The 24,126-nt window shown below is 38.0% G+C and carries 21 protein-coding genes, 1 tRNA gene and 5 pseudogenes; 19 read left to right on the top strand and 8 right to left on the bottom strand.

The features are described from left to right. Positions 1-36: 36 nt before the first annotated feature. A complete protein-coding gene (locus tag RBL01_RS12705) occupies positions 37-1,044 on the bottom strand; it encodes a DUF389 domain-containing protein (protein WP_227645005.1) in 1,008 nt (335 codons plus the stop codon). A gap of 169 nt (positions 1,045-1,213) precedes the next feature. Here RBL01_RS12705 and RBL01_RS12710 point away from each other — a divergent pair, with 169 nt between their 5' ends. From RBL01_RS12710 to RBL01_RS12725, 4 genes and pseudogenes are all read left to right on the top strand, one after another. After that, positions 1,214-1,813 (top strand): NUDIX hydrolase, encoded by a 600-nt coding sequence (locus RBL01_RS12710; RefSeq protein WP_307781077.1) that lies wholly within the window; start codon positions 1,214-1,216, stop codon positions 1,811-1,813. 154 nt (positions 1,814-1,967) lie between these two features. Continuing rightward, positions 1,968-2,768, top strand: a pseudogene (locus RBL01_RS12715) (NCS2 family permease); the annotation flags it as partial. 170 nt (positions 2,769-2,938) lie between these two features. Then, positions 2,939-3,082 (top strand): hypothetical protein, encoded by a 144-nt coding sequence (locus RBL01_RS12720; protein ID WP_156272371.1) that lies wholly within the window; start codon positions 2,939-2,941, stop codon positions 3,080-3,082. A gap of 213 nt (positions 3,083-3,295) precedes the next feature. Continuing rightward, positions 3,296-3,586: pseudogene (locus RBL01_RS12725) on the top strand (restriction endonuclease); the annotation flags it as partial. A gap of 11 nt (positions 3,587-3,597) precedes the next feature. Here RBL01_RS12725 and RBL01_RS12730 read toward each other — a convergent pair. Then, positions 3,598-4,636, bottom strand: a protein-coding gene (locus RBL01_RS12730) for an IS630 family transposase (RefSeq protein ID WP_307781074.1) whose coding sequence is annotated in 2 segments (ribosomal slippage) — positions 3,598-4,137 and positions 4,139-4,636 — 1,038 coding nt in all. Because the reading frame shifts where the segments join, the coding sequence is not laid out codon by codon here. Positions 4,637-4,774: 138 nt separating this feature from the next. Here RBL01_RS12730 and RBL01_RS12735 point away from each other — a divergent pair. Beyond that, positions 4,775-7,351, top strand: coding sequence for a Spy0128 family protein (locus RBL01_RS12735; protein ID WP_307781073.1), 2,577 nt, complete (start codon positions 4,775-4,777; stop codon positions 7,349-7,351). 297 nt (positions 7,352-7,648) lie between these two features. Here the strand turns inward: RBL01_RS12735 and RBL01_RS12740 are convergent, their stop codons facing one another. Beyond that, the gene (locus tag RBL01_RS12740; RefSeq protein ID WP_038809364.1) at positions 7,649-8,098 is read right to left on the bottom strand and encodes a DIP1984 family protein; all 450 of its coding nucleotides are present in this window, start codon (positions 8,096-8,098) and stop codon (positions 7,649-7,651) included. Positions 8,099-8,588: 490 nt separating this feature from the next. On the opposite strand from RBL01_RS12740, the pseudogene RBL01_RS12745 reads away from it, so the two are divergent. Further along, a pseudogene (locus RBL01_RS12745) lies at positions 8,589-8,945 on the top strand (ABC transporter substrate-binding protein); the annotation flags it as partial. Here the strand turns inward: RBL01_RS12745 and RBL01_RS12750 are convergent. The 3 genes and pseudogenes from RBL01_RS12750 to RBL01_RS12760 form a co-directional block, all read right to left on the bottom strand. Continuing rightward, a pseudogene (locus RBL01_RS12750) lies at positions 8,939-9,838 on the bottom strand (cytochrome P450); the annotation flags it as partial. The pseudogenes RBL01_RS12745 and RBL01_RS12750 sit on opposite strands and share 7 nt — an antisense overlap. 115 nt (positions 9,839-9,953) lie before the next feature. Continuing rightward, a tRNA-Leu gene (locus tag RBL01_RS12755) sits at positions 9,954-10,035 on the bottom strand. A 340-nt stretch (positions 10,036-10,375) separates the two neighbouring features. Further along, complete coding sequence (locus RBL01_RS12760) at positions 10,376-11,269, bottom strand: neutral zinc metallopeptidase (protein WP_073463180.1); 894 nt, start codon at positions 11,267-11,269, stop codon at positions 10,376-10,378. Positions 11,270-11,482: 213 nt separating this feature from the next. Here RBL01_RS12760 and RBL01_RS12765 point away from each other — a divergent pair. The 6 genes and pseudogenes from RBL01_RS12765 to RBL01_RS12790 all read left to right on the top strand — a co-directional run. Then, a pseudogene (locus RBL01_RS12765) lies at positions 11,483-11,749 on the top strand (helix-turn-helix domain-containing protein); the annotation flags it as partial. Positions 11,750-11,796: 47 nt separating this feature from the next. Next, entirely contained in the window at positions 11,797-12,678 is an 882-nt protein-coding gene (locus RBL01_RS12770; protein WP_156249574.1) for a magnesium transporter CorA family protein, read from the top strand. Between the two features lie 634 nt (positions 12,679-13,312). Continuing rightward, the gene (locus RBL01_RS12775; RefSeq protein ID WP_002292290.1) at positions 13,313-13,561 is read left to right on the top strand and encodes a GlsB/YeaQ/YmgE family stress response membrane protein; all 249 of its coding nucleotides are present in this window, start codon (positions 13,313-13,315) and stop codon (positions 13,559-13,561) included. A gap of 199 nt (positions 13,562-13,760) precedes the next feature. Continuing rightward, positions 13,761-14,165: an organic hydroperoxide resistance protein gene (locus tag RBL01_RS12780; RefSeq protein WP_061343377.1), complete on the top strand. Its 405-nt coding sequence runs from the start codon at positions 13,761-13,763 to the stop codon at positions 14,163-14,165. 147 nt (positions 14,166-14,312) lie between these two features. Then, complete coding sequence (locus tag RBL01_RS12785; RefSeq protein ID WP_002292292.1) at positions 14,313-15,356, top strand: hypothetical protein; 1,044 nt, start codon at positions 14,313-14,315, stop codon at positions 15,354-15,356. 14 nt (positions 15,357-15,370) lie between these two features. Then, positions 15,371-15,934 carry a restriction endonuclease subunit S gene (locus RBL01_RS12790; protein WP_002294754.1) on the top strand — a complete coding sequence of 188 codons (564 nt, stop codon included), beginning with the start codon at positions 15,371-15,373 and terminating at the stop codon, positions 15,932-15,934. A 328-nt stretch (positions 15,935-16,262) separates the two neighbouring features. On the opposite strand, the gene RBL01_RS12795 is transcribed toward RBL01_RS12790, so the two are convergent. Beyond that, positions 16,263-17,171 (bottom strand): IS982 family transposase, encoded by a 909-nt coding sequence (locus RBL01_RS12795; RefSeq protein WP_410779656.1) that lies wholly within the window; start codon positions 17,169-17,171, stop codon positions 16,263-16,265. Between the two features lie 366 nt (positions 17,172-17,537). On the opposite strand from RBL01_RS12795, the gene RBL01_RS12800 reads away from it, so the two are divergent. The 7 genes from RBL01_RS12800 (at position 17,538) to RBL01_RS12830 (ending at position 22,877) form a co-directional block, all read left to right on the top strand. After that, positions 17,538-18,836 (top strand): polysaccharide deacetylase family protein, encoded by a 1,299-nt coding sequence (locus RBL01_RS12800; RefSeq protein ID WP_002290399.1) that lies wholly within the window; start codon positions 17,538-17,540, stop codon positions 18,834-18,836. A 731-nt stretch (positions 18,837-19,567) separates the two neighbouring features. After that, entirely contained in the window at positions 19,568-20,248 is a 681-nt protein-coding gene (locus RBL01_RS12805; protein WP_307781071.1) for an IS6-like element ISS1N family transposase, read from the top strand. A 349-nt stretch (positions 20,249-20,597) separates the two neighbouring features. Next, positions 20,598-20,780 (top strand): leucocin A/sakacin P family class II bacteriocin, encoded by a 183-nt coding sequence (locus RBL01_RS12810; protein WP_016177652.1) that lies wholly within the window; start codon positions 20,598-20,600, stop codon positions 20,778-20,780. Next, positions 20,770-21,081, top strand: coding sequence for a hypothetical protein (locus tag RBL01_RS12815; RefSeq protein ID WP_002293551.1), 312 nt, complete (start codon positions 20,770-20,772; stop codon positions 21,079-21,081). Before RBL01_RS12810 ends, RBL01_RS12815 begins: the two co-directional genes overlap by 11 nt. A gap of 159 nt (positions 21,082-21,240) precedes the next feature. After that, positions 21,241-22,149 (top strand): IS982-like element ISEfm1 family transposase, encoded by a 909-nt coding sequence (locus RBL01_RS12820; RefSeq protein WP_307781070.1) that lies wholly within the window; start codon positions 21,241-21,243, stop codon positions 22,147-22,149. 84 nt (positions 22,150-22,233) lie between these two features. Next, positions 22,234-22,521 carry an ATP-binding cassette domain-containing protein gene (locus tag RBL01_RS12825; protein WP_239521479.1) on the top strand — a complete coding sequence of 96 codons (288 nt, stop codon included), beginning with the start codon at positions 22,234-22,236 and terminating at the stop codon, positions 22,519-22,521. A 59-nt stretch (positions 22,522-22,580) separates the two neighbouring features. Next, positions 22,581-22,877, top strand: a complete 297-nt coding sequence (locus RBL01_RS12830; protein ID WP_002293180.1) for a bacteriocin immunity protein — start codon at positions 22,581-22,583, stop codon at positions 22,875-22,877. A 58-nt stretch (positions 22,878-22,935) separates the two neighbouring features. Here the strand turns inward: RBL01_RS12830 and RBL01_RS12835 are convergent, their stop codons facing one another. Then, entirely contained in the window at positions 22,936-24,105 is a 1,170-nt protein-coding gene (locus tag RBL01_RS12835) for an IS256 family transposase (protein ID WP_002329896.1), read from the bottom strand. Between the last annotated feature and the right edge of the window lie 21 nt (positions 24,106-24,126).

Consider the following 24,126-nt stretch of genomic DNA (forward strand, 5'->3'; position numbering starts at 1 on the left):
AAAGGTGCGGTTTTTCCACTTTGACAACGCGTTTTATTAATCTAACCCTAGGAATTTAGAGGTCCCTTCGTTTTGGATCTTCAGTATTTTGGCTAAAACAGAGGCATCAAAAGTACCATCCTGATTTGTTGCATAAAAGGTGACATCAAGCTGATACTCTTTCAAGTTGTAGTCTGAAAGTGTTGATGCTAATTTCTGAAGTTCTTCAGCTGAGAGCACCTCGCCTACCAAAGTAAGTGCGATGGACTGCTGCTGTTCATCGATTGTTTGTGCCAATAGATAATGATCACTTAAATTTGCTTCAACAAAACGCTTGGCATGATATTCGATGATGGTAGTTTCTACAGTAGTATAGACAAAAAACAGGCCAATCATAAAAATTGGCAGTGCTGCTAGACCAAATTTCCAAAAACGGTGATGTTTAAAATCACTATATTGCAGCAACCGGATGGTGAGAAAGAGGGATAACCCAATCAAAAATGTATTTGTGAAAAAAAGCTGTGCCGAATCCCAGGCAATCGCATAATCTCTGATAGATACCCCATACCCTGTCACACATAGAGGCAAAATCAAGGAAGTACCAATAGACACGCCAATGATCACGTCATTGTCACGCCCCCTGACTTTTGCAAAAGCAAGGGCTGAACCACCAATCAAGGCAATCAAAATGTCCCAGATTGTGGCAGAAGTCTGGGTGAGGATCTCGGGTGTAGAATCTTTTATTGGTGTGAGATAGAAAAATAAAAAAGAGATCACGAGGATAATGATCACTTGGATCGTGAATACAAGCAATCCTTTTCGTACTAGGTTAAAATGTGACAGACCTAAACCAAATCCAATGCCATTGACACCATTCAATAGAGGAGAAATCAGCATCGCACCAATGATTGTTGTCGTTGAATTATAGTTCAAACCAATCGACGCGATCAAGGTGGCGCAGACAAGCAGCGCATACACCAATACGGTCTGATCCATATCTTTTTGGATTTTGCCAATCAGTTGTTCTCTTGAAATCAAGTCAGGCGTTAAGTTCACTTCGATCATCCTTTCCAGTTCTTATGTCTCTATTCTGGACTAAAATGGACGATATGACAAAAATAAGTACCGGCCTGCCTGTAAACAGCACCAAATATTTTTGCAAATAAGGTGATCTAGGCTAAGATAAAGAATGTAGAAGATACCTCAAGCAAGTTTGAAAAAAGGGGATGAGAGAATAGTGGATTATTTCAAGTACTTTCAACGATTACGCGCAATTGCAGAAGCCGGCTTGTTTTATGGAAAAGACGCCTATGATATTGAACGATTTCAAGAACTAAAAGATATATCATTGATGTTGATGGAAATAGTGATCGACCAAGAGATAGACACATTGCATGTGTATTTGGACAATCAAGATGGCTATCCGACACCCAAAGTCGATGTGCGGGCCTTGATCAGACAGGGGGATTGCGTCCTGTTGGTGCGAGACTGCCAGAGCAAGGAGTGGTCGTTGCCAGGTGGCTATGCCGAGGTCGGTTTGACGCCCAAAGAAAATATTCAAAAAGAAGTATTAGAAGAAACAGGATTGACCGTTGCGGTTGGCGCGTTACGTGCGGTTTTTGATACCAATTTAAGAGAAGATATCCCCCAATTGTTTCAATATTATAAATTGGTGTTTGCTTGTGACGTACTTTCAGGGGAATTTGTCGCAAACAGTGAAACGACTGAGAGTGGTTATTTTGGTTTAAATGACTTGCCACCTCTATCTATCAAACGGACGACAAAAGAACAGTTGGTTCAATTGCTGCAAGACGATCAGGTATACGTTGATTGAGTTCGATAGATTGTCAAAAAAGCGTTTTAATGAGAATTTTCAGTCAAATGTTATTTACTTGCAGTGAAACTTGGTTTATCATCGATTTCGTTGTTTTCATTATTTACATCAAGTGTAATTTTCACATCTGCTTGATTGACGGAGGAGTAAAAAAATAAAAAATCATATCAATTCCTATTTTGGGCTTGATGCCTTGCAAATGACAGTCAAACGGGAGATTTTGGCTGGTTTTACAACATTTATCTCTATGGCGTATATCTTATTCGTGAACCCTACTGTGTTAGGTGCTTCAGGGATGGATGAAGGTGCAGTGTTTACTGCCACGGCGTTAGCCAGTGCACTGGGCTGTATCTTGATGGGGGTGTTGGCCAAATATCCAATTGCCACTGCACCAGCTTTAGGAATCAATGCTTTCTTTTCTTATTCGGTTTGTATTGGTATGGGCGTTCCTTGGCAAACGGCTCTGGCAGGGGTCTTCGTTGCTTCACTGATTTTTATCGTGATCACCATTTTTAAATTGCGAGAGTTGATTATCGATGCGATTCCTTCTGATTTAAAATATGCGATTTCAGGTGGGATTGGTTTATTTATCGCCTTTTTGGGTTTGAGTGAGGGCGGTATTATTGTCTCGGATGATTCAACTTTGGTTGCATTAGGTTCTTTAAGTGTCGGGACCACATGGCTAACGATTTTTGGTTTGGTTATCACAGCTATTTTGATGGTACGACGCGTACCTGGGGGAATTTTCATTGGGATGGCAGCAACAACGATTCTTGGCTTGCTGACAGGATTGATTCAAGCACCAACCGGTATTGTTTCGGCCGCACCTAGTATGTCATCGACATTTTTGGTGGCACTTCATCACGTTGGAGATATCAATTCTCTGCAAATGTGGGTCGTCGTATTGACTTTCCTATTGGTGACTTTCTTTGATACTGCAGGAACATTGGTGGGAACGAGCATATCAAAGCAACGGTTGAACGCCTTACTCATAAACGAGGCGATAGCTACAATCTGGATGCTTTATATGCTGACAACTCACAGGAAGAGGAACGTGAGCGGAAGTATCAAGATGAAGCTATCCGTGGTTGGTTAAGTGAATCTTTAAAGCCTAAAGAGGCTGCTTTGGCCATTGCAATCATCTCAGACCGTATGTCAATTCAGGAGTACGCGGCATTAATTGATGATAAAGAAAACAATGTTTCTCACCGCTGGAATCGTTTAAAACGAAAAATTGCAAAAAAACTTATAGAAAAACGTCCTTTTTGAGGTCCTCCCGTGGCCTATATGTAGGAAGTCAATTTAGCTTCCAAATAAAATTTTACGGAGGTTCTGCAATATGAACGATTTAGCAGTTTTTAACAATCCGGACTTCGGTTCGGTACGCATATTGATGGTTGGGATATTCCTTACTTTGTGGGTAAGGATGTGGCCAATATCCTCGGGTACGTCAATCCACAAAAAGCTATCTGCACTCACGTTGATGAGGAAGACAAGATGTTGAATGTCGTCTTATTATCACAATTCAGAAAATATCGGGCGTATGCGGAGGGGGTAACGAGCACCTTTAAACCGGTCATCATGTTTAAATCACCTAAGATTAAGGTGTCGCTTGAAGCTACACAAATGTTTAACGAACTAATTGCAAATTTAAATGCTGCTGATTTGATAGCATTTATTATACGTCAACAATTATTAGATAGTAACGAAAGTTCTGCTTTAGAATTAGCCTACAATTTCTATTTAAAAAATGAAGATGACCTATATAGGTTGAATTAAATACTTTACATCCGCACGCACAGTCGGTCAATCACCACAAGGGGACGCTCGTTTACATCGGCTAAGAAACCGCGGACCGACTGTTTGATTTTCTGGACGTGGTCAAAAAAAACATTGTTGATGACCGATTCCTTGAGCCACTTCCAAACGCCTTCCATTAGGTTCAACTGAGGGCTGTAGGGAGGGAGGAAGATGAGTGCCAGGCGCCTAGCGTTTTCTTCAAGAAAAGACTGGATCAGCTTGGCGTGGTGGATAAGGGCATTATCCAATACCATCACGATTTTTCCGGTGGGGTATTCCCGCAACGTCCGCTCCAGAAAACGGAGGAAGGCCGCTGCGTCGTATGCCCCTTCTTCTGTACAAATGATCCGACCGGTTTCATAATCCAAGGTGCCTATCAATTTTACCCCTTTGTGTTGTCCATAAGTGGGGATTTTTCGCTGGTGGCCGCGGAGAAACCAGGTGCAGCCAATGGCTTGGTAATCCCGGATCATGGTTTCGTCCTCGAATAGGAGGTGGTCAATATCGCTATTCAGCAATTTTTTTTAGGCTCGGGAAGGTTTCTTCCAAAAATACCTGTTGTTTCTTGGAATCCGCTTTTTTGAGGGTATACGTCGGACGGGTCCAGCTTAGTCCTAGCCGGTGAAGGAGGTCCGCCACGCCTTTTTGCGTATATCCATAACTCCATTCCCGGAGAATCAGGTCACACACAATCGACAATGTCCAATTGGCACGGGATTTGAAACCTACTTCCTCCGGAGTGTGGTAGGCGACGATTTGGACCAGTTCCGCTTCCTGTTCATCTGTCAGCCGTGAAGGTCTTCCGCTTTGTTTTTTGGAGACTAAACCTTGGATTCCATTATGGCAGTAGTTTTTCACATAGTGGCTGACAGTATGCTCGTCGGGGCCGATGGTGTGCCCGGCTTCTTTCCGGGTGTGGCCTTCAAGAACCAACTTGACTGCCAGGAAACGCTCGTACAACCGGCGGTTGTCTGTCGTATTCATCGCTTTTTCCAATTCACGGATTTGGCGTTCTGTTTCCATGTTCCCCACTCCTCAAGTGTTTTCTTTAGTATACGCCTATAGGAGGAAAAACGAATACAATTTAACTCAATTTATATAAAAGGAAACTATGCAAAGACAGCAGACAAAATTACGGTCAGATTCAAAACGACTTTTGATATGACGACACAGATCGCTTTAGGAAGTGCCAAAACACGTTTTAGTAATTCTGCTTTTGTCGATTATGAAATTGACGGTAACTCTTATAGGGAAGCCGCTCAAGCAAATTCATGGATGGACACTACTTGGACCTTAAACGCGCTAAAAGCAGGGCTTTTCATTCCAAAAGGAGGAGATGTAAAAGCATACTTGCAAGCAGCTTTTAACCGTAATTTCCCAAATATCTTTTCAGAAGATGTTGCTACAAGTGATCAAATCTATTGGATGGGATTATTTAATACGTATAAAGAGACACTTCATGAAGGAACCAAGATTGTCGATCAATTACAAGATGGTCAAACGTTTAAAGAAGCAGTAGTTTATACAGTTGACGTATCCGGAACAGAAAACCAAGTAAGATCTCTGAAGGAAGAATTGAGCTCAGCTGATTATCGCTTGACGTATGATCCAGTGACAAAACAAGTGACAGTAGAACTGTTGAAAGACACTTCAGAAACGATTGCTGTCTTCATTGCTGTCGAAGCAGCTACAGATGTTTACAAGTACAACAATATGATCTCTTTGACAGATGGTACAACGGATTTAACTGCTGAAGCGCAAGTTGAGAGATCCGCAAAAGGAAACTGGTTAACAAAAAATGGCACTCAAAATGTTGACAATAATCGACTGTTGGGTTGGGAAGTGCTGGTTAACCAAGATAGTCTAACGATCAAGAATGCTGTGATTGAAGATACGATCAATTATAATCAACAGACTTTCTTGTACGATGAGACAGGAAAAGTCCTTGTTGATGTGTATAAAGCCGTCAAAGACGGAGATCAATGGATAAAAGGTGAGAAAGTTATTTTCAATAATCAAGACAATCCAAATGTAACAACGAATGGTATTGATGGAACATTCACATTACGTATTGCTTTTGAGGATGTCATTGACAGTCCATACTTCATCGTTTATCAAACGAAACTTGATCCTGGCATTCGAAATAATGAAGTTGTTTCAAATGATGTGTCTCTTTACGGAAGTCAGACGGAAATCCATCAAGTAACAAAAGACGTAATCGTCAAATCTACCAACGGTAGCGGTACTTCAACGGGAACAAATGGCTCGTTGACAATCAAGAAATATGACAGAGAAGGGGATAAGGAAGCTGGGATCAACAAAGAGGCACATTTCCAACTCAGTCGTAAAAATGCCGAAGGAAATTACGAAGTTGTTTTCTCCGAACTTGTTGTCAGAAATAATAAGTTGATTCAAGGAACTAGCGAATTTGACCGCTTAGATGGGCTACGATATGGAGATTATAAAATCCAAGAAACGAAAGCACCAGATGGATATGAGCGGGATGAAAAAGAATATACGTTTACGATCTCGAGCGAGGAAGTCGATTATGTCTTTGAACTAGCTAATACAAGGGAAATTATCGAAACTAGCCTAGCTTTAACGGCTACGAAAGCTTTGGAAGGCCGACAGATCGAAGACGGGGAATTCACTTTTGTTTTGGCAGATGAAGAAAATAAAATCCTTCAAGAAAAGACGAACAAGGCAAATAATATTCTTTTTGATGAGATTACTTATCAAAAAGAAGGAACCTATCGATATAAAATTTATGAAGTACAAGGACATGACGCTACGATTAGCTATGATGATTCAATCACCAATGTTACAGTAGAGGTGAAAAATAACGACGGACAGTTAGAAGCAACAGCCACCTATGAAGGCAACGCCGTCTTCACGAACACTTACACACCAAAAGCTGGCAGTGTAGTGCTGGAAGCTGAGAAAGTCTTGACTGGCCGTTCACTAGTCGCAGGGGAGTTCACTTTTGAATTAGTCGATCAAGAAGGAAAGGTAATCCAAAGTCAAACCAATGACGGCACAGGGAAAGTTTACTTCGATGCGATTCCATACGACAAAGCCGGCGAATTTAATTACACGATCCGTGAGAAAGTGGGTCAAGATGACACAGTCACTTATGATGATACGGAAGTACTAGTGACTGTAAGTGTGAAAGACAATGAAGGACAATTGGAAGCAACAGCGACTTATGAAGGCAACGCCGTCTTCACGAACACTTACACGCCAAAAGCTGGCAGTGTAGGGTTGGAAGCAGAGAAAGTCTTGACTGGCCGTTCACTAGTCGCAGGGGAGTTCACTTTTGAATTAGTCGATCAAGAGGGACAAGTGATTCAAAGTCAAACCAACGATGGTAGCGGAAAAATTTACTTTGATGCGATTCCGTACGACAAAGCCGGTGAGTACAACTATACGATCCGGGAAAAAGCCGGACAAGACAGTACAATCACTTATGATGACGCAGAGATTCCAGTGACCGTAAATGTCGAAGATCAAAACGGAACATTGGAAGCGAAAGCAGATTATGGTAGCGAGCCAACCTTTACTAACCGCTACACGCCAGAAAAAGCTCCTGATCCAGCAAAAAATCAGAATACAAAAACACCGATGAAGAAAAACGAACTGCCAAAAACCGGTGAAACGTATCAAGTCAGCTGGATGTTAGTAGGCTTGTTACTAGTAGGCATTGTGGTAGTGGTATATCGCAGACAGAAAAGAAAGTAACTAGCTAAACGATCAAAGATTCCTTGATCTGGTTTCCTATGTTGGAAACGGATCAGGGGGTCTTTTGCTTTTGAAAGAGGTCTTGTTGAAAAAAAAACCTCTGTTTACCTTTTGAGTAACAAAAGATAAACAGAGGCACCCACCTTGTCAAACCAGCACGTGGTCGTTAATTGAAAAATATAAGTTGTACGCTTGTAACTGAACAGCAGTCATTAAACTGGTCCCTGCCAGACCCCATTGGTGTACATATAAGCCTGTACCTGCTTTGTGCTCGCTTTTGACTCCCACCCAGCTGTTTTATAAATCAACAAGCCAATTTGTTTGTTGAATCTGCCCGTCTAATTCACGTAAGGCTTTTGCGGTTTGATTCAAACGGTCGGTGATTTGCTTGGTATCGATCGTTCGGATCATACGAATCTCATTACGTCCCATCCGTGGAGCAACCTTGGCTGCTTCCAATGTTGCCGTTAGCATCGCATGCGAACGCCTTAAAGCTTCCCGTTTCTCTAATGCAGCAGCAATCGTTTCTTGTTCACCGATTTTGACGACCGCATTTCGCTGATTGATTGCAATGACCAACTGGGCAAATTCTTGGTTTGTTGTTTCATAATCCAGCAGTAAGTCGTCGATGCTGCGGTCTAACGTATCGCCTTCTTGGATCACGGCACTACTGGCAATCTCTTCTCGTAACAGAGTGAGTTTGGATTCAAGATCTCTTCGTAGTAATAATGCTTCAGCAAGTTTCATTGATTTCATCCTTTCAAGCAAGGTTTCTTTTCTTTATCTTAGAAAAAAAACACTAAGCTGGCAAGTATTTGCCCTCCAAAAAGTCTCGAAGCCATTATTGAAAAGATTGAAAATTCTAAAAACTGTTTGACTTGAAAAACGAGGAATAGTATACTTTTATCAATTCAGTAGAATATAGGACATCGATGAGAAGAGTAGCTTTGATGACTGTTTAAAGAGAACCCGGGTTGGTGAGAAAGGGGACAGAACGCTAAGTGAAGATGAGCTCAGAGTCTTTTAACTGGTTTACGCTGGTTAGACGGAACGCAGCCGTTATCCTGCCGAGTATGCATACGTACTGATGAGGTGTTATTTGTAAAAATGACACGAAAAAGGGTGGTAACACGAAGTCTTCGTCCCTTTGTTGATCAATGATGATCAGCAAAGGGACGAGGATTTTTTTATTTGATCAAGCTTGCAACTCTCAAGTGAAAAGGAAAGAGGAGAGTAAATGAAAAAGGGTTTGGTTGTTGTAGGAATTTTAAGTTTTTTGTTAGCAGGATGTAGCACGACTGGATCGTCCGCAAAGGAGACAGATCCAGAAGTTCAAGAGATTTCAGTCAGCTTACCGGCAGAGTTGACAACATTAGATACGACGCAAACAACGGATAAAGTTACGTTTACCGTTATCCAGCATCTTTTTGAAGGGTTGTATCGTTTTGATGAAAAGAGTCAGCCAGTTCCCGGTTTGGCGGAGGAAGCAGTCATCAGTGAAGATGGCAAGACATATACCTTTAAACTAAAGGAAGAAGCCAAATGGAGTGATGGGCAGCAAGTGCAAGCAGCAGATTTTGCTTATGCTTGCAAGCTAATGGCGGGCATCATTGGAAAGAAAGGATAAAAGCGGCGTAATTCTTGAATAAATGAATCCTGTAACTCCGAAAAGTTTTGTTTAAGTGCTTGGTAGATGGTCGTTGTACTAAAAAGGGCATGTCCCATCAAAGCGATCCAAACGGTTAAAGCAACCGTAGGGCGGATGATATTTAACAGATCGACGGCTGCAACTTCGATCGGCAGTAAATTACCTTCAAGATCAGTGGCAGTAGCGAAAGTATAAAGTGCTAATGATTCTTTGCCAGCAACAGGATGTTGATGAGCTTCTTCAATCAATCCTTGAGCCCATTTTTCAGATTTTTTACGATCTTCGACGCCTCTTAAATGGGCGACAGGGGAGGTGACAGTCCCGCTGAACATAGCAACTTGATAATCAGCTAACTCACTGATCTCTGATTGAGACAGTGGTGCTAGATTGATTCCTGACCATTCACAAATCGTTTTGAATAGAACATTTTTTGTGAGTGAAAAAAGCTCAAAGGTACCGGATTGTTTATCCAGTTCATGAGAAAGGTTTCGTTCCAACAAATCATGGTAATCGGTCATTCTCTCAGGTGTCATCAAGTCCATAAAGTAGTTTTTCCGATGGTGATGTTGTTCCCCGTCTAAAGTTTGAACCCCCTCTTCACCTAACAAGGTTGAACGGACGAGTTTAGGCATTGCTCCTTCACGTTTAAAGTTTCGTGGATCATAAAAAATTTTTGCTGCTTCTTTTCCATAAATGGCAATCACTTCTTGATTCAGAAATTTTGCTCTAACGACTGGGGCATTCACCTCAGACCGTAATTCTCCTAAGATTTCATAACCAGCATCAAAGAGTTCTTTGACCTCAGTTAATTTGATTTTCGCTGTTGGTACTTCTTTCATTGGATTTCCTCCTATCTTTTTCCTATTGATATACTTCTAGCTTAAGCTTTTTTCTTTATTTAGACAAAAGAAACACATAAAAAAGAGCAGATCATCTTGGATGATCTGCTCAAAATGCGGAAGATGGGAGTTGAACCCACACGAGATATACTCACACGCGCCTGAAGCGTGCGCGTCTGCCATTCCGCCACTTCCACGCATAAATAACCTTAGCGCATTTTGAGAATTTTGGCAAGAAAAAAAATAAGTCTGTCAGCGGGGACTGACAGACAAGGAGTAAAAAATGAAAAAGTTGGGTTGTTTGTTGGGTTATTTATATAGTAACCGGAAAATATGAAAAAATTGTGATCAACCCTTAGCGTTTTAAAGAAAAAAACAGGCCAAAGGTTAAAAAAACTAAAATAGCACCATGAAAAAAAGGGCCTGCCAGCGGGGACTGGCAGGCAAGGAGTAAAATGAAAAAGTTAGGGTTTGTTGGTATGAATAAACTATACCGCCCAAATGTGAAAAAAGAGTGACTAAAAAGGAACGTTTTTGTTATGATCCGTAGACCAAATCAAGGTTTTTTTCATTGAAGGTGTCTCCATGCTCCAAATCACCATATTTGAACCCCCGGTTGAACCATTCAACTCGTTGTTTTGAAGTCCCATGAGTAAAACTATCTGGTACGACATATCCTTGGTATTCCTTTTGTAACGTATCATCACCGATGGCATTAGCAGCTGTGATAGCCTCTTCGATATCACCAGCTTCTAAAATCGGTTGGCCGTTATAAGTTTTTCCTTGTAGATACTTGGCAAATGTACCGGCTAAATAATCCGCTTGTAGTTCCAAACGAACACTATATTGATTGTATTCTTTTTCAGAAACCTGTTGGCGGATCTTATCGAGTTGCTGTGTAATACCAAGTTCGTTTTGTACGTGATGACCAACTTCATGAGCAATGACATAGGTCATAGCAAAATCTCCGCTGGCCCCATACTTTTGAGAAAGTTCTGTTGCAAAGCTGAGATCCAGATAAACATTTTGATCGGCAGGGCAATAAAAGGGACCAACTTGAGAAGTTGCATTCCCACAAGCCGATTGAACACTTCCTGTAAATAAAACCAGTTTAGGATCTTGATACGTAGTCTGTTCTGCTTCAAAAACACCATTCCAATAATCTTCCAAATGGCCGAAGACGACAGCGGAGAATTCTTTTTCCTCTATATACTCGTCTGAAGCCACATTTTCTGTTTGATAATTAGCGGCTTGTCCGCCTCCCAAAATATCTGTGACGGAGTTTAAATCACCTCCACTGAATAGAAAAAAGAGGACTGCGATAACAATCGTACCGATACCACCGCCGGCCATTATTTTTCCTCCTGAACCTGCGGAACGACCAGAGCGGTCTTCCACATTGGAACTTTGTCTACCCCCACGCCATTTCATTTTGTTTCCTCCTCATTTGACTGTTTACATTTATTATAAGAGAAAACGAGGAAGATGAGAAAAGTTTGGCTTGCTTGAAGCGATTTTGCGGAACAAACGACCGATATTGCTATCAAGGGAAAGGGTGTGCACACCTTTTAATCATTTTTTAATCTAACAATTGGTCTTCATATTTGTTAAGGTATCACTAGAATAAAGGTAGAGGGTGAGCAAATGAAAAACAATTATTCTTTGATCGAAGACCGACGCATGCAAATTTTTAAGCGGCTGATCAATGAGGAGCACTTGAGTTACCAGCAACTTTCTGATGAGTATTATGTTTCTAGGAGCAGTATCGCCAAGGATATCGCTTATCTAAAAACACTGTTTGTCAAAGAAAATTTACTGTTGCGTTTTGATAATTCAGGCACTTATTTTCAAGGAAGCGAGTCACAAATCCAACGAATGTTGAAGCGATTCATTCTCCTTACTATGGAGCAATCGAAAAGAACCAAATCAGAGAATCATCCGAAGAAGACTATAATTGGTTGGTAGTCAAACATGGAAATGAAGAAGAAAAAAAAGAGCTGCTGACACTTTTTGATTTACCGGAAGATATTTTTATTGGCTCCGATGAACCAGAGGAAGTTTCTCGATTAGAACATTTACGAGACACTAAATTAAACAATCCGTTTCTTTATACATTGATCGATCTTTCTTCAAATCATCAAGAACGCATTGAAAAACGCCTTGAACCTGACACATTTATTCTTTCCAAAGGATTGATGATCACCTATGTCTCTAGAGAATCGAATCTCGTTGAGCGATTGATCGAGAAACATGGAAGTGAGCTTCGACATTTTGAGGATATCATTGCTTTTGCCACATTAATGATCTATACCCACTATATCAATGGGTTGAAAGAGATTAAAAAGCAAATCGACCAATTGGATGCGGCTGCCCGTAAAACAACCGAAAATAATGAACTATTTAATCTGGCAGACACAGAACGAGATATGGTTTATTTGGATCACACGTTGAAAGATCAGAATCTTACAGTGAATCACTTGATGGAACGAAAAGAGTTTTTAGACAAATTAGATAATGAATCGTTAGTTTACGACATTAAACTGCGACAGAAATTTGCCAACAAGCTTGTCACGATCTATCGCGATTTATTGGAAACCATCGGTGGTCTATTCTCGGATATGATGGACAATAATTTGAACCATTTGATGAAATATTTAGATTCAGCAGCATTAGTGGTTGCAGTGCCATCATTGATTGCTGGACTTTGGGGGATCAACACTGGCGGACTGCCTGGGAAGGATAACACGATAGGAACGATTCTAGTTTTTGGGTTAGCTGTCTTAGTAGGCATCCTTACTGCTGTCTATCTTTCAAAGAAAGACTTTTCAAAAACAAAATAAAAAAGCAACTTTGTCTAGCATTGAACGCTGGGCAAAGTTGCTTTTTTTCGTGACTTCACAATCGCGAAGACTGTCCAATAAGCAGAGGGGAGAAGCGAGAAATGAAAAATATTAAGAAGAAAGGCCGGGGTACAATCCGAACAATTTATATTTTACTTTACTCGCTATTGCATACGCTCACTTCTATCGTTGCTTTTTCTCATAATCCTTTTACATAGTGAGGGGAAGCAGGTTTCAAATACAAAAGGCAGAATCAAAGGAATGCCAATTGTTTTGATGTTTCATCAGAAGGATGTAGTGAATGAGTTGTGTACGACAATCAGGTTTCTTTGATTGCTTTTATTCATAGGGAAGATGACGGTTGAAAGCAGACAATGAAAGAAAATCGTACATAGTCTAGGTACCCTTTATCAGAAAATAACTTTTTGCTGATCGAAACGCTTTCAAAGAGCTGCGGCAGTTTTTTTGACCTCTTGCAGTGAGTGTTAACGATTCCAAAAAAGTTGACTTATCCTTAATATAACAACGTTTTAAATTTTTTTTGTTTTTTTAAGAGCAAAATTTTTGTGTATTTTTAAGAAGGAGCGTAACATAATATGTGTAATAAATATTTCACAGAAAGAAAGAGAAAATTATGCATTGGTTATGGGTATTAATCGTAGGAGCTATTATCGGTTTGATTGCCGGAGCAATTACAAATAAAGGTGGATCAATGGGATGGATCGCTAACATCGTTGCAGGTTTAGTTGGTTCAGCAATTGGACAAGCATTGTTAGGTAGCTGGGGTCCTCAATTAGCAGGAATGGCTTTGATTCCTTCTATCATTGGTGCGATCATCGTTGTTGCTGTAGTATCATTTTTCTTGGGACGTTCAAGAGGTTAATCGTCAAATATATCAGCAATTTTACCTATTATCTTAAGGAGCAGCTTTTCGCTGCTTCTTTTTTTGTATAGATAAACTGCTTCTATCACTGATCATCGATGTTGTCTAACTGATGTCGCCGAGTGCAAGCATTACCTTTGTCAGATTAAAAAATACTCGTTACACTTAATATAGAACGACGAAAGAAAGGATGATCTCAATGAAAAAAATGTACGAAACAGCAATGATCAATCGTGGAGGCCGTGATGGCGAGGTTGAGGCACCAAACGGAAGTATGCACATGAAGATCGACCGCCCAGGAATCCATAGTGAAGGGACAAATCCGGAACAACTTTTTGCGGCTGGATACGCATCTTGCTTCAACGGCGCGCTTCAACACATGCTGGAAGAAAATAATCTTGAGTCTGATTCTGAAGTCAAAGCACGGGTATCTTTATTTCAATTAGAAGATGGAGGCTACCAAATCGGGGTTGTTTTAGAAGTTTCTTTGCCAGGACTTGAGAAGGACCAAGCAGAGAAAATCGCAGAAGAAGCCCACGCATTTTGCCCATACTCTAAAGCAACAAGAGGCAATATTGATGTGGAAGTGACTATAGTAGAATAAGGGATTCTTAATGTTACTATAAATGAGATTATGAAAGATCCTATAAAGAAACGCTAGTAAAAGAAACGCTAGTAAAAGAAACATGTAGTTACGGTAATTAATAGCGGTATATGTACGATTGATCGAATAGAACAAGGAGGCAAAAAAATGACACAGCGGGTAGCAATAATGATTTTAGTGTTGCTGGTCATTGGCCTCCTTGTTTACTATGTCCTAAAGTTTAAGCATTGGAAGCAGCAACGGATACATCAGGATATTGAAAAAAAGTTAAAACGGTATCCTATTGTTCAAGCAGCTTGGGAAAAGGCTGAAGCAAAACAATATAACATTCCTGGATTAACAGAAACAAGAATGGTGGTGCCGGAAACCGGCGAAAATGAGGTTTGTCAATGGATGACGCCGCAAGGGTTGGCTTTTTCTCAAGATTTTGTGTTTATTTCTGCCTACTGCTATGACCATCAGCATCATTCTATTATTCATGTACTGGATAGAGAAACAGGACAGCCGATCAAACTGCTGATTTTACCTAAACGGCCACATGTAGGGGGCTTAGTATATGATACAAAACGGGAACTTTTATGGTTGACAATCACAGGATCTGCTACTGGACGAGTAGCCGCTTTACGTTTGATCGATATCTTAGCAGATACATCTGAAGAGACGGGACAGCCAATCGCTTATTGGCTGACAACTGATCTCTCAGAGATTCCACAAGCATCGTATTTGACTCAAAACAATGATCAACTGGTATCTGGCAACTTCACACTAAAAGGTGAAGGACAGTTGACTTTCTATCTATTGCCGACGATAGCTGAAATGAAAACAGCAATTCGCCGCAAAGACAAAATCCAACCAACCGTGACAATGAGCAGAAAAACATCTGATAAGATTCAAGGTGTGGCTTTTTATGGCCATTATCTCTTAGCCAGTCGTTCTTATGGTCCTTATACCTCGGAACTCTTAGTGTCCGAGCGGGACTCTCCTAGCCGGATCCTAAAACGAATCAAATTTCCACCGTATTTGGAACAAATCGTTGTTGTAGAAGATCGTCTAGCAGTATTGTTTGAAAGTGGCGCCGCAGCGTATCGCGAGAAAGCCAATCCTGTGTTAGCCAATGTTTTATTACTAGACTTAGCAACGTTGCTTCATGCAAATAAGCGTCCCAAAAAGATTGCAGCAACTAAAAAATAGTCGGACAACTCAAGATGATCACTGTTGTTCATAAAGAACGACAAGAAAAATCATCTAGCGATGTTCGACTATGGGTTTATTTAGGAAGTATTTCTACTAAGATTCAATATGGCTATACAGATTCGGCGAAAAAACAAGGCAATGTTAAGTTTTTGAGAATCACAGATATACAAGAGGGACGTGTAAATTGGTCCAGTGTGCCTTACTGTGATATTAGTAATTCTAAACTAGTTGATTTAAGATTGGAAGAAAATGACATTTTGATAGCAAGGACAGGAGGAACTATGGGAAAAAGTTTCTTGGTTAAGGAAATAAGTGAGGAATCTGTTTTTGCTTCTTACTTGATTCGAATTAGGTTAGTTGAGAAATTATTATCAGAATACGTAGACTGCTTCTTAGACTCGCCATTATATTGGAAGTTATTAGAAAAAATTTCTTACGGAACTGGGCAACCAAATGTAAATGGTACAAATTTATCTAAACTACTTATACCATTACCACCTTTAGAAGAACAACAACGCATGACTACTAAAATAGAAATGATAAGAAGATCTATTCGTAGAATCAATTTTGAGTAAATATAACGGACCTAGCATCCATTTTATACCAGATGATGCTAGGTCTATTATTTATATTTTATGGAATTTAATTGATTTGTTCTAGTGTTTTAATATTATTACGACAGTAAAAAAATAGTTTGATTCTTCTAACATGAATGACCATCTAGAAGTGGAAATATATAAAAGATTTATTTTATGAAGTTTTCCTAATATCATTCACTCATGATACGCAGCTCCATACCACAAATAATGATATTTTTTAAGAGAAAAAATTATCCCTATTTTAAATAATAGCAATAGGTAGTGGTAGGGAGAAATTTATAAATACCCGTGGTGCTAGTTAATTTTAATATCCTAAAGAATATCTCAAAGTTCCTTCAAAACGTCGTTGTGCTCGACTTAATAGAACACTGTAAGCCAGTAATATGCTTTCAAATCTACTCTCTAGCCCTTTAACAGAACGTGAGTTGAAATTTTGACAACCTAATTTTTCTAAGGAAGAAAAAACAGTCTCAACTGTTTTTCTTTGTTTTCCAAGTAAGCTGTGGTCTAGTTTTTCTGATTTATCCATGTTTTTACGTGGCGGAACGGATATAGTAATGCTCTTAAGGGCAAGCTTTTCATGGATTTTATGGCTAATATATCCTTTGTCCCCTAGGATATTGGGAAGATTCGCTTCTTCCAATAAAGTCTCTAACACTTTCACGTCATGGACACCTGGATTCGTGATTGAGTAAGTAATCGGAAAGGCAGTCTTAGTAACGATCATATGAATTTTAAGACCATAAAAATAAGATTTTTTTGTTGAGTTATAGCCAACTTTGGCTATTTGATTCAATAGTTTTGCTTGTCTATCTCTAACTGGTTTACATAATGGACTAGGAAAACTATCTATAATTCCGACTAGTTCACCTTTGGTGAGCTTCTTGATGAAAAAGTATCGAATAATCTTGATAGTGTAAGCTAAGTTTGAACTTAAGCGAGTGAATCGACTCCTACTAGGAAAGTCACCATTAGGAAATAAGACGGAACAAACCGCTCTATACGTGGCTCTTTGGCTAGTATAGCCATTAATTATGCCCCATATAACACAAGCAATAATCACTGTATCGCGTTGCTTCAGTTTATCAGTATTTCTTCGGTTTTTAATCTTATCTGGTACACAATTGTGGTATATGTTAGAAACAGTTCTCATAATTTCCTTGAATGTTATAAAAGTATCTGTATAATGTTCAGTATATTTTGATGAACGCATATGTAGTCCTCATTTCTTGGGAGTTTTGAGACTACTATATGCGTTTTTTTGTTGATTTACCAACATGTTTAGACATTTTCCTCTAGGAAAAAATTAACTAGCACCACGGGTTTATTTTAGTTTTTCTTGGAAATAAAAACAGCGAAAATCCGAACATTTTCACCTCTCTCACTTTATAACTTTTACAAAATAGTACTTCTCATAAAAAGCGCTCTAGTTAAAGAAAATAAGAGAAAAATCAAAAAAAACAAAAGTTTCTTTTACACTTGTTTCTATATTCGTTACAATGGTTATGGGAAGTTTTTCAAAAGGTTAAGAAAAGCTTACGGGGGTTTTTGAAATCAAAAAGTAGTAGGGGACGATAAAATGAAACATACACACAAAATCATATTGGCTGTCACTTCTGTATGCACTGTTATTATTCTAGGTGTAAGTATCTTTTTTGTTACACAAGCAGCAACAAACAATAAATTAGAAAACACTAGTCAAACAACTCAACACTCAAGCAGCAGCTCAAAACCTGTTGAAGATAAACAAACGACGAAACAGCTTGATCAAGCAAAACAGCTTGCTGCAAGTTATCATTATGATGAAGCCATCGCCTTACTTGAAAAAGACGACGCCAAAGAAGCGCAACAATTGTTAGCAACTTTGAAAAAAGAAAAAGAATCCTTGGTAAAATGGGAAGACCCGACCAAAATCTCACACGTCTTCTTTCATAGTCTGATCGTTGATCCAGCTAAGGCTTTTCATACCCAGCAAGCACAAGGGTATAAAGATTATATGGTCACTATTTCCGAATTCAATAAAACCATTGATCAGTTATATAAAAATAACTATGTTCTTGTTAATCTAAATGGATTAGTCAAAAAAGGAACAGATGGAAAACTGACCTTTACAGGTGTTTCTCTTCCAGAAGGAAAGAAACCGTTAATTCTTTCGCAAGACGATGTCAGCTATTATGAATACATGGACAATTCAGGATTTCCAAGTAAGTTGATTGTCGATAAACAGAACCAAATCAAGAATATTTATATCGACAATAAGAAGGAAACTGTTGGTGACTATGATATGGTTCCATTGATCGATTCATTCATTAAAAAACATCCCGATTTTTCTTATCAAGGCGCCAAAGGAACATTAGCTTTAACAGGCTATAATGGTGTATTAGGTTACCGTACATCAAAATCAGAATATGGTGATAACGAAAAAACAAACAAAGAAATCGAAGCAGCCAAAAAAGTTGCTGATCAATTAAAGAAAGATGGTTGGAGTTTTGCTTCTCATACTTGGGGACACTTGAATATGACACAAGCTTCTTTAGCCGATATCCAACAAGATAATGAACGTTGGCAAAATGAAGTTGCACCTATTTTAGGCAAAACAAATATTTTGATCTACCCATTTGGCGCTGACATCAGCGATTGGCAACCTTATTCTGAAGCAAATCAAAAATTTGCTTACTTGAAACAACAAGGATTTGATATCTTCTGCAATGTCGATGCCTCAACTCCTGCATGGGGACAACTAGGAACTGACTACTACCGTAACGCCAGAATCAATATTGACGGTATCCGTTTCGAAGCTGACCTAAAAGGAGAAAATCCAATACTTGATCAATTTATCAACGTCAAAGAAGTGTATGACCAAAAAGATCGAGGATAGAGGTTGTGAAAGAAGCGTCCAGCTCCGAGCAAATAAGAACTAGATTTCTAAAATAGTTTCTCATATTTTGGAAATCTAGCGCTTATTGCTGAGGAGTTGCTTCTTGAACACCGTGGATAAGGTTGTGAAAAGACCGTTCAGCTCCGCCGACAATAAGAATGAATTTTTCTAAACAGCTTCTCATGGTTTGAAAAATCCAGACTTATTTCAAGGAGTTGGGCTTTGAACACCGCGTGTTAGGTTGTGAAAAGGCTGGTCTGCATCAAGCAATAAGAATGAACAGAGAAAAACAGCTTCTTGAATACCGCAGATAGGTTGTAAAAAAACCGTTTTGACCTGACGATAACCAGTAAAACAGAGGTGAGACCATTGCTAAAAGTAGCAGTGGTCTCATCTCTTTTTTTGCACAAGTCATATTTGATTGTTTCGTTATTTTAATCAGGATAAAGTTCTTTTTTTTCATGCTAAAGAGTGATTCTTTCTTCTCGATTTTCACTTTCTTCGTTTAACTTTTGGTAAATACTTCTGTCAGAAAAAGCTCTAGGTAGACACACGAAAGCAGATAAAAAGCCTAACTTTTGCAACAGTTTATGCTGTCGTTCAAAGTTAGGCTTTTACAGTTTATAAATAGCCCTTTCTATCCATGAATCACATCAAGGGTTCTGTTGCAAAGTTTTCCAAAAAATCTATTTTAGTGTAAAATTGAGAAAAAAGACAGAGAGGACAGAGTAATGAATCATTTTAAAGGCAAACAATTCAAAAAAGACGTCATTATTGTCGCTGTTGGTTACTACCTGCGTTATAATCTAAGCTATCGTGAAGTTCAGGAATTGTTATATGATCGTGGAATAAATGTTTGTCATACTACGATTTATCGTTGGGTACAAGAGCACAGCAAAGTCCTCTATTATCTTTGGAAGAAGAAAAATAGACAATCCTTCTATTCATGGAAAATGGACGAAACCTATATCAAAATTAAGGGACGTTGGCATTATCTTTATCGTGCAATTGATGCGGACGGCTTAACCTTAGATATCTGGTTACGAAAGAAACGGGATACGCAAGCAGCCTATGCTTTCTTAAAACGACTCCATAAACAGTTTGGTGAGCCGAAAGCAATTGTGACCGATAAAGCACCTTCTCTTGGCTCCGCCTTTAGAAAGTTACAGAGTGTGGGTTTATATACTAAGACAGAGCACCGAACTGTGAAGTATCTTAACAATTTAATAGAACAAGACCATCGACCTATTAAACGACGAAATAAATTTTATCAAAGTCTCCGTACAGCCTCTTCCACGATTAAGGGCATGGAGACCATTCGAGGAATATATAAAAAGAACCGAAGAAATGGAACGCTCTTCGGCTTTTCGGTGTCTACTGAAATCAAGGTATTAATGGGAATAACAGCCTAAGATATTTGGAGTTCAGAGAGGGCGCGTTTGATTTTCAAACTTCGCAACAGAACCTGTTTGTACATGTTTTATTGTGTTTTAATTTTTCTCTTTTTTATAGCAAGCTCCTTTTATAATAAATATTCCGAAAAGTGAAGACCATTTTTTATTTATTAAGACTATTATTATTAGTGAGATAAAATTTGATTGATCTTACAGAATATTGGTGACGATTATGACACTAAAGATACTATTTATGAAAATTTTGCAAAAATGTTCTGAAAATTACATATAATTGTTTTATAAAAAAGGGAGGCAATTATATGAAGAAAAAATTTGTTAGTATTTTTTGATTTTAGGAATTGTTTTATTGAGTGTATCTACTTTAGGAATTACAGTAGATGCTGCAACTTATTATGGAAATGGTGTTTATTGTAATACTCAAAAATGTTGGGTAGATTGGAGTAGAGCTCGCTCTGAGACTGTTGATAGAGGAGTAAAAGCTTACGTTAATGGTTTTACGAAAGTGCTAGGTGGAGTCGGTGGAAGATAAAAAAGAAAAACTTTTTGACTTAATTGCGAATGCATATAATTCAAAGTCATATAATAATGTAGAAGTAAAAGAAGGATTTCTTCAAGATGCTAAGAAAATACGAGAGGATAAACCATATCCTGAAATTATTATATCAGTGTACAAACATTTATCTAAATTAAAAGCTGAGGAACGCATAAATATCAATGAAATTAAGTGCTTAATGGAATTTATCAAAGAAGATTACACAAAATTGAGTGCTAAAGAGTTGAGAAAATATGATATTGGTTATGGTGCCATGTCTATGCCTTATATTTTTTAATTAAAAATGAATAGTATTATCTGAGTTAACGCAAAAGAAGCTAATTTAACCCGTGGTGCTAGTTAATTTTTTCCTAGAGGAAAATGTCTAAACATGTTGGTAAATCAACAAAAAAACGCATATAGTAGTCTCAAAACTCCCAAGAAATGAGGACTACATATGCGTTCATCAAAATATACTGAACATTATACAGATACTTTTATAACATTCAAGGAAATTATGAGAACTGTTTCTAACATATACCACAATTGTGTACCAGATAAGATTAAAAACCGAAGAAATACTGATCAACTGAAGCAACGCGATACAGTGATTATTGCTTGTGTTATATGGGGCATAATTAATGGCTATACTAGCCAAAGAGCCACGTATAGAGTGGTTTGTTCCGTCTTATTTCCTAATGGTGACTTTCCTAGTAGGAGTCGATTCACTCGCTTAAGTTCAAACTTAGCTTACACTATCAAGATTATTCGATACTTTTTCATCAAGAAGCTCACCAAAGGTGAACTAGTCGGAATTATAGATAGTTTTCCTAGTCCATTGTGTAAACCAGTTAGAAATAGACAAGCAAAACTATTGAATCAAATAGCCAAAGTTGGCTATAACTCAACAAAAAAATCTTATTTTTATGGTCTTAAAATTCATATGATCGTTACTAAGACTGGCTTTCCGATTACTTACTCAATCACGAATCCAGGTGTCCATGACGTGAAAGTGTTAGAAACTTTATCGGAAGAAGCGAATCTTCCCAATATCCTAGGGGACAAAGGATATATTAGCTATAAAATCCATGAAAAGCTTGCCCTTAAGGACATTACTATATCCGTTCCGCCACGTAAAAACATGGATAAATCAGAAAAACTAGACCACAGCTTACTTGGAAAACAAAGAAAAACAGTTGAGACTGTTTTTTCTTCCTTAGAAAAATTAGGTTGTCAAAATTTCAACTCACGTTCTGTTAAAGGGCTAGAGAGTAGATTTGAAAGCATATTACTGGCTTACAGTGTTCTATTAAGTCGAGCACAACGACGTTTTGAAGGAACTTTGAGATATTCTTTAGGATATTAAAATTAACTAGCACCACGGGTAGTTTTAGGTTTAGAAAGTGTCCCTAATGAAAAAGAATTTGATAAAGTATTGAAAGATACTTGTTTGTGGAGTTTTATTAATGAGCTTCCTCTGGGTCTTGATACGTATCTAGAAGAAAATAGAACGAATTTATCAGGTGGTCAAAAGCAAAGAATAGCTCTAGCAAGAGTTTTATTATCAGAAAGTAAAGTTTTATTGTTAGATGAAGCTACGAGTGCTCTAGATTCTAAAACTGAAATGCGAATTTTTGATAAGTTATTAACATACTCTAATAAGACATTAATAATGATATCCCATAACCTTAACTTAATAAACAAGTGCGATTTGATAATTGATTTAGATAAAAAGTGACTTCGAGAAATTATAATAAAATTATTTAAAAGTAAATTAAAATTAAGGAGGATTAATAAATGAGTAATTTAAAATGGTTTTCTGGCGGAGATGATCGAAGCAAAAGAGCAGAAATAATTATTACTGAATTATTAGATGATTTAGAGACAGATTTAGGAAATGATTCCCTTCGAATGATATTGCACACCTACCTTGGAAATCTGAAAAATGAAGGAACTTCAGTACCTTTAATTTTAAGTCGTATGAATTTAGAAATATCAAATGCAATAAAAAAAGACGGTGTATCTTTAAATGCAAAGCAATCAAAAAAATTAAAAGAATTGATGTCTATATCTAATATAAGATATGGTTATTAGTAATTTCGGTTGCGTCAAGAATTATGTGTAAATGGAAAAAACCATTCTGTCGGTTAAGTTAAAACATTGATTCTAATGTATCTTGTATTTCTTTAAAACCTTTATGAATCCGACACAAAAACTTCTGATTATAGTTGTTGAATTGAGAAACTAAGAATCTCTCCAGAGATTCTTCATTAGGAAATTGTTCTTTTCTTTTTGTATATTTTTTTAATTGTTTGTTAAAACCTTCAATCAAGTTAGTTGAATAAATGGTTCTTCTGATTGATGGAGGAAAATTATAAAAGGTTAATATAGCAGGATTCATGAGTAATTTAACTACTCGTGGATACTGCTTTTTCCATTTATCTATCATAAAACTTATTTGATTCATAGCTTCTTCTTTTGAAGCTGCTTGATAAACCAATTTAAAATCATTACAGACTTCTTGTCGGTCACTAACACGAACCTTATGAGCAATGTTTCTAGAGATATGGACACAACATTGTTGAAATTGAGCATTTGGATAAATACTATGGATACTATCGTTAATGCCGCTTAAACCATCAGTTACAACTAATAAAACCTCTTCTAAACCACGGTCTTTTAAGTCTTGAAGTATTTCTTTCCAAACATACGAAGACCCAGTTGGAGCAATACTAAACCCAAGAACCTCTTTGGTCCCATCTAGTCGGATACCTATGACAATATATACAGCTTCTTTTGAGACAGTTTGTCTTTTTAAAGGAATGTGAGTAGCATCCATAAAAATGATTGAGTATTGGGATTCTAAGGACCTTTCTTTAAAAGCAACAACATCTTCAGATACTATTTGAGTGATATTGGAAATGGTTTGTGGCGTATAGTAATGACCATATATTTTTTCAATCAACTCAGAGATTTCAGACATAGTGATTCCTTTTTGAAATAATTGGATAATGGTGGTTTCTAAAGAGTCGTTACTTCTTTTATAAGCAGGCAACGTTTGTTGAGAAAACTCTCCGTTTCTATCTCTAGGAATTGCCAAATTTAATTCTCCAAACTCTGTTTTAAATGAACGAGAATAATTCCCATTTCGGGAATTACCTGAATTAAAACCAGTGCGATTATATTTCTCATAATCAAGAAAAGCCGTTAATTCAGCTTGTAGCAGTGTATTGATAGCTAATTCTAGATGACGACGGAATAAGTCATCCAAATCACCTTTATTGATTAGTGTTTCCATAATTTCTGTAGTAAAATTAGTCATGAGAAAGTCCTCCTATAAGAT

It is taken from the genome of Enterococcus sp. SB12, from assembly GCF_030910025.2.
Lineage (GTDB): Bacteria > Bacillota > Bacilli > Lactobacillales > Enterococcaceae > Enterococcus_B > Enterococcus_B faecium.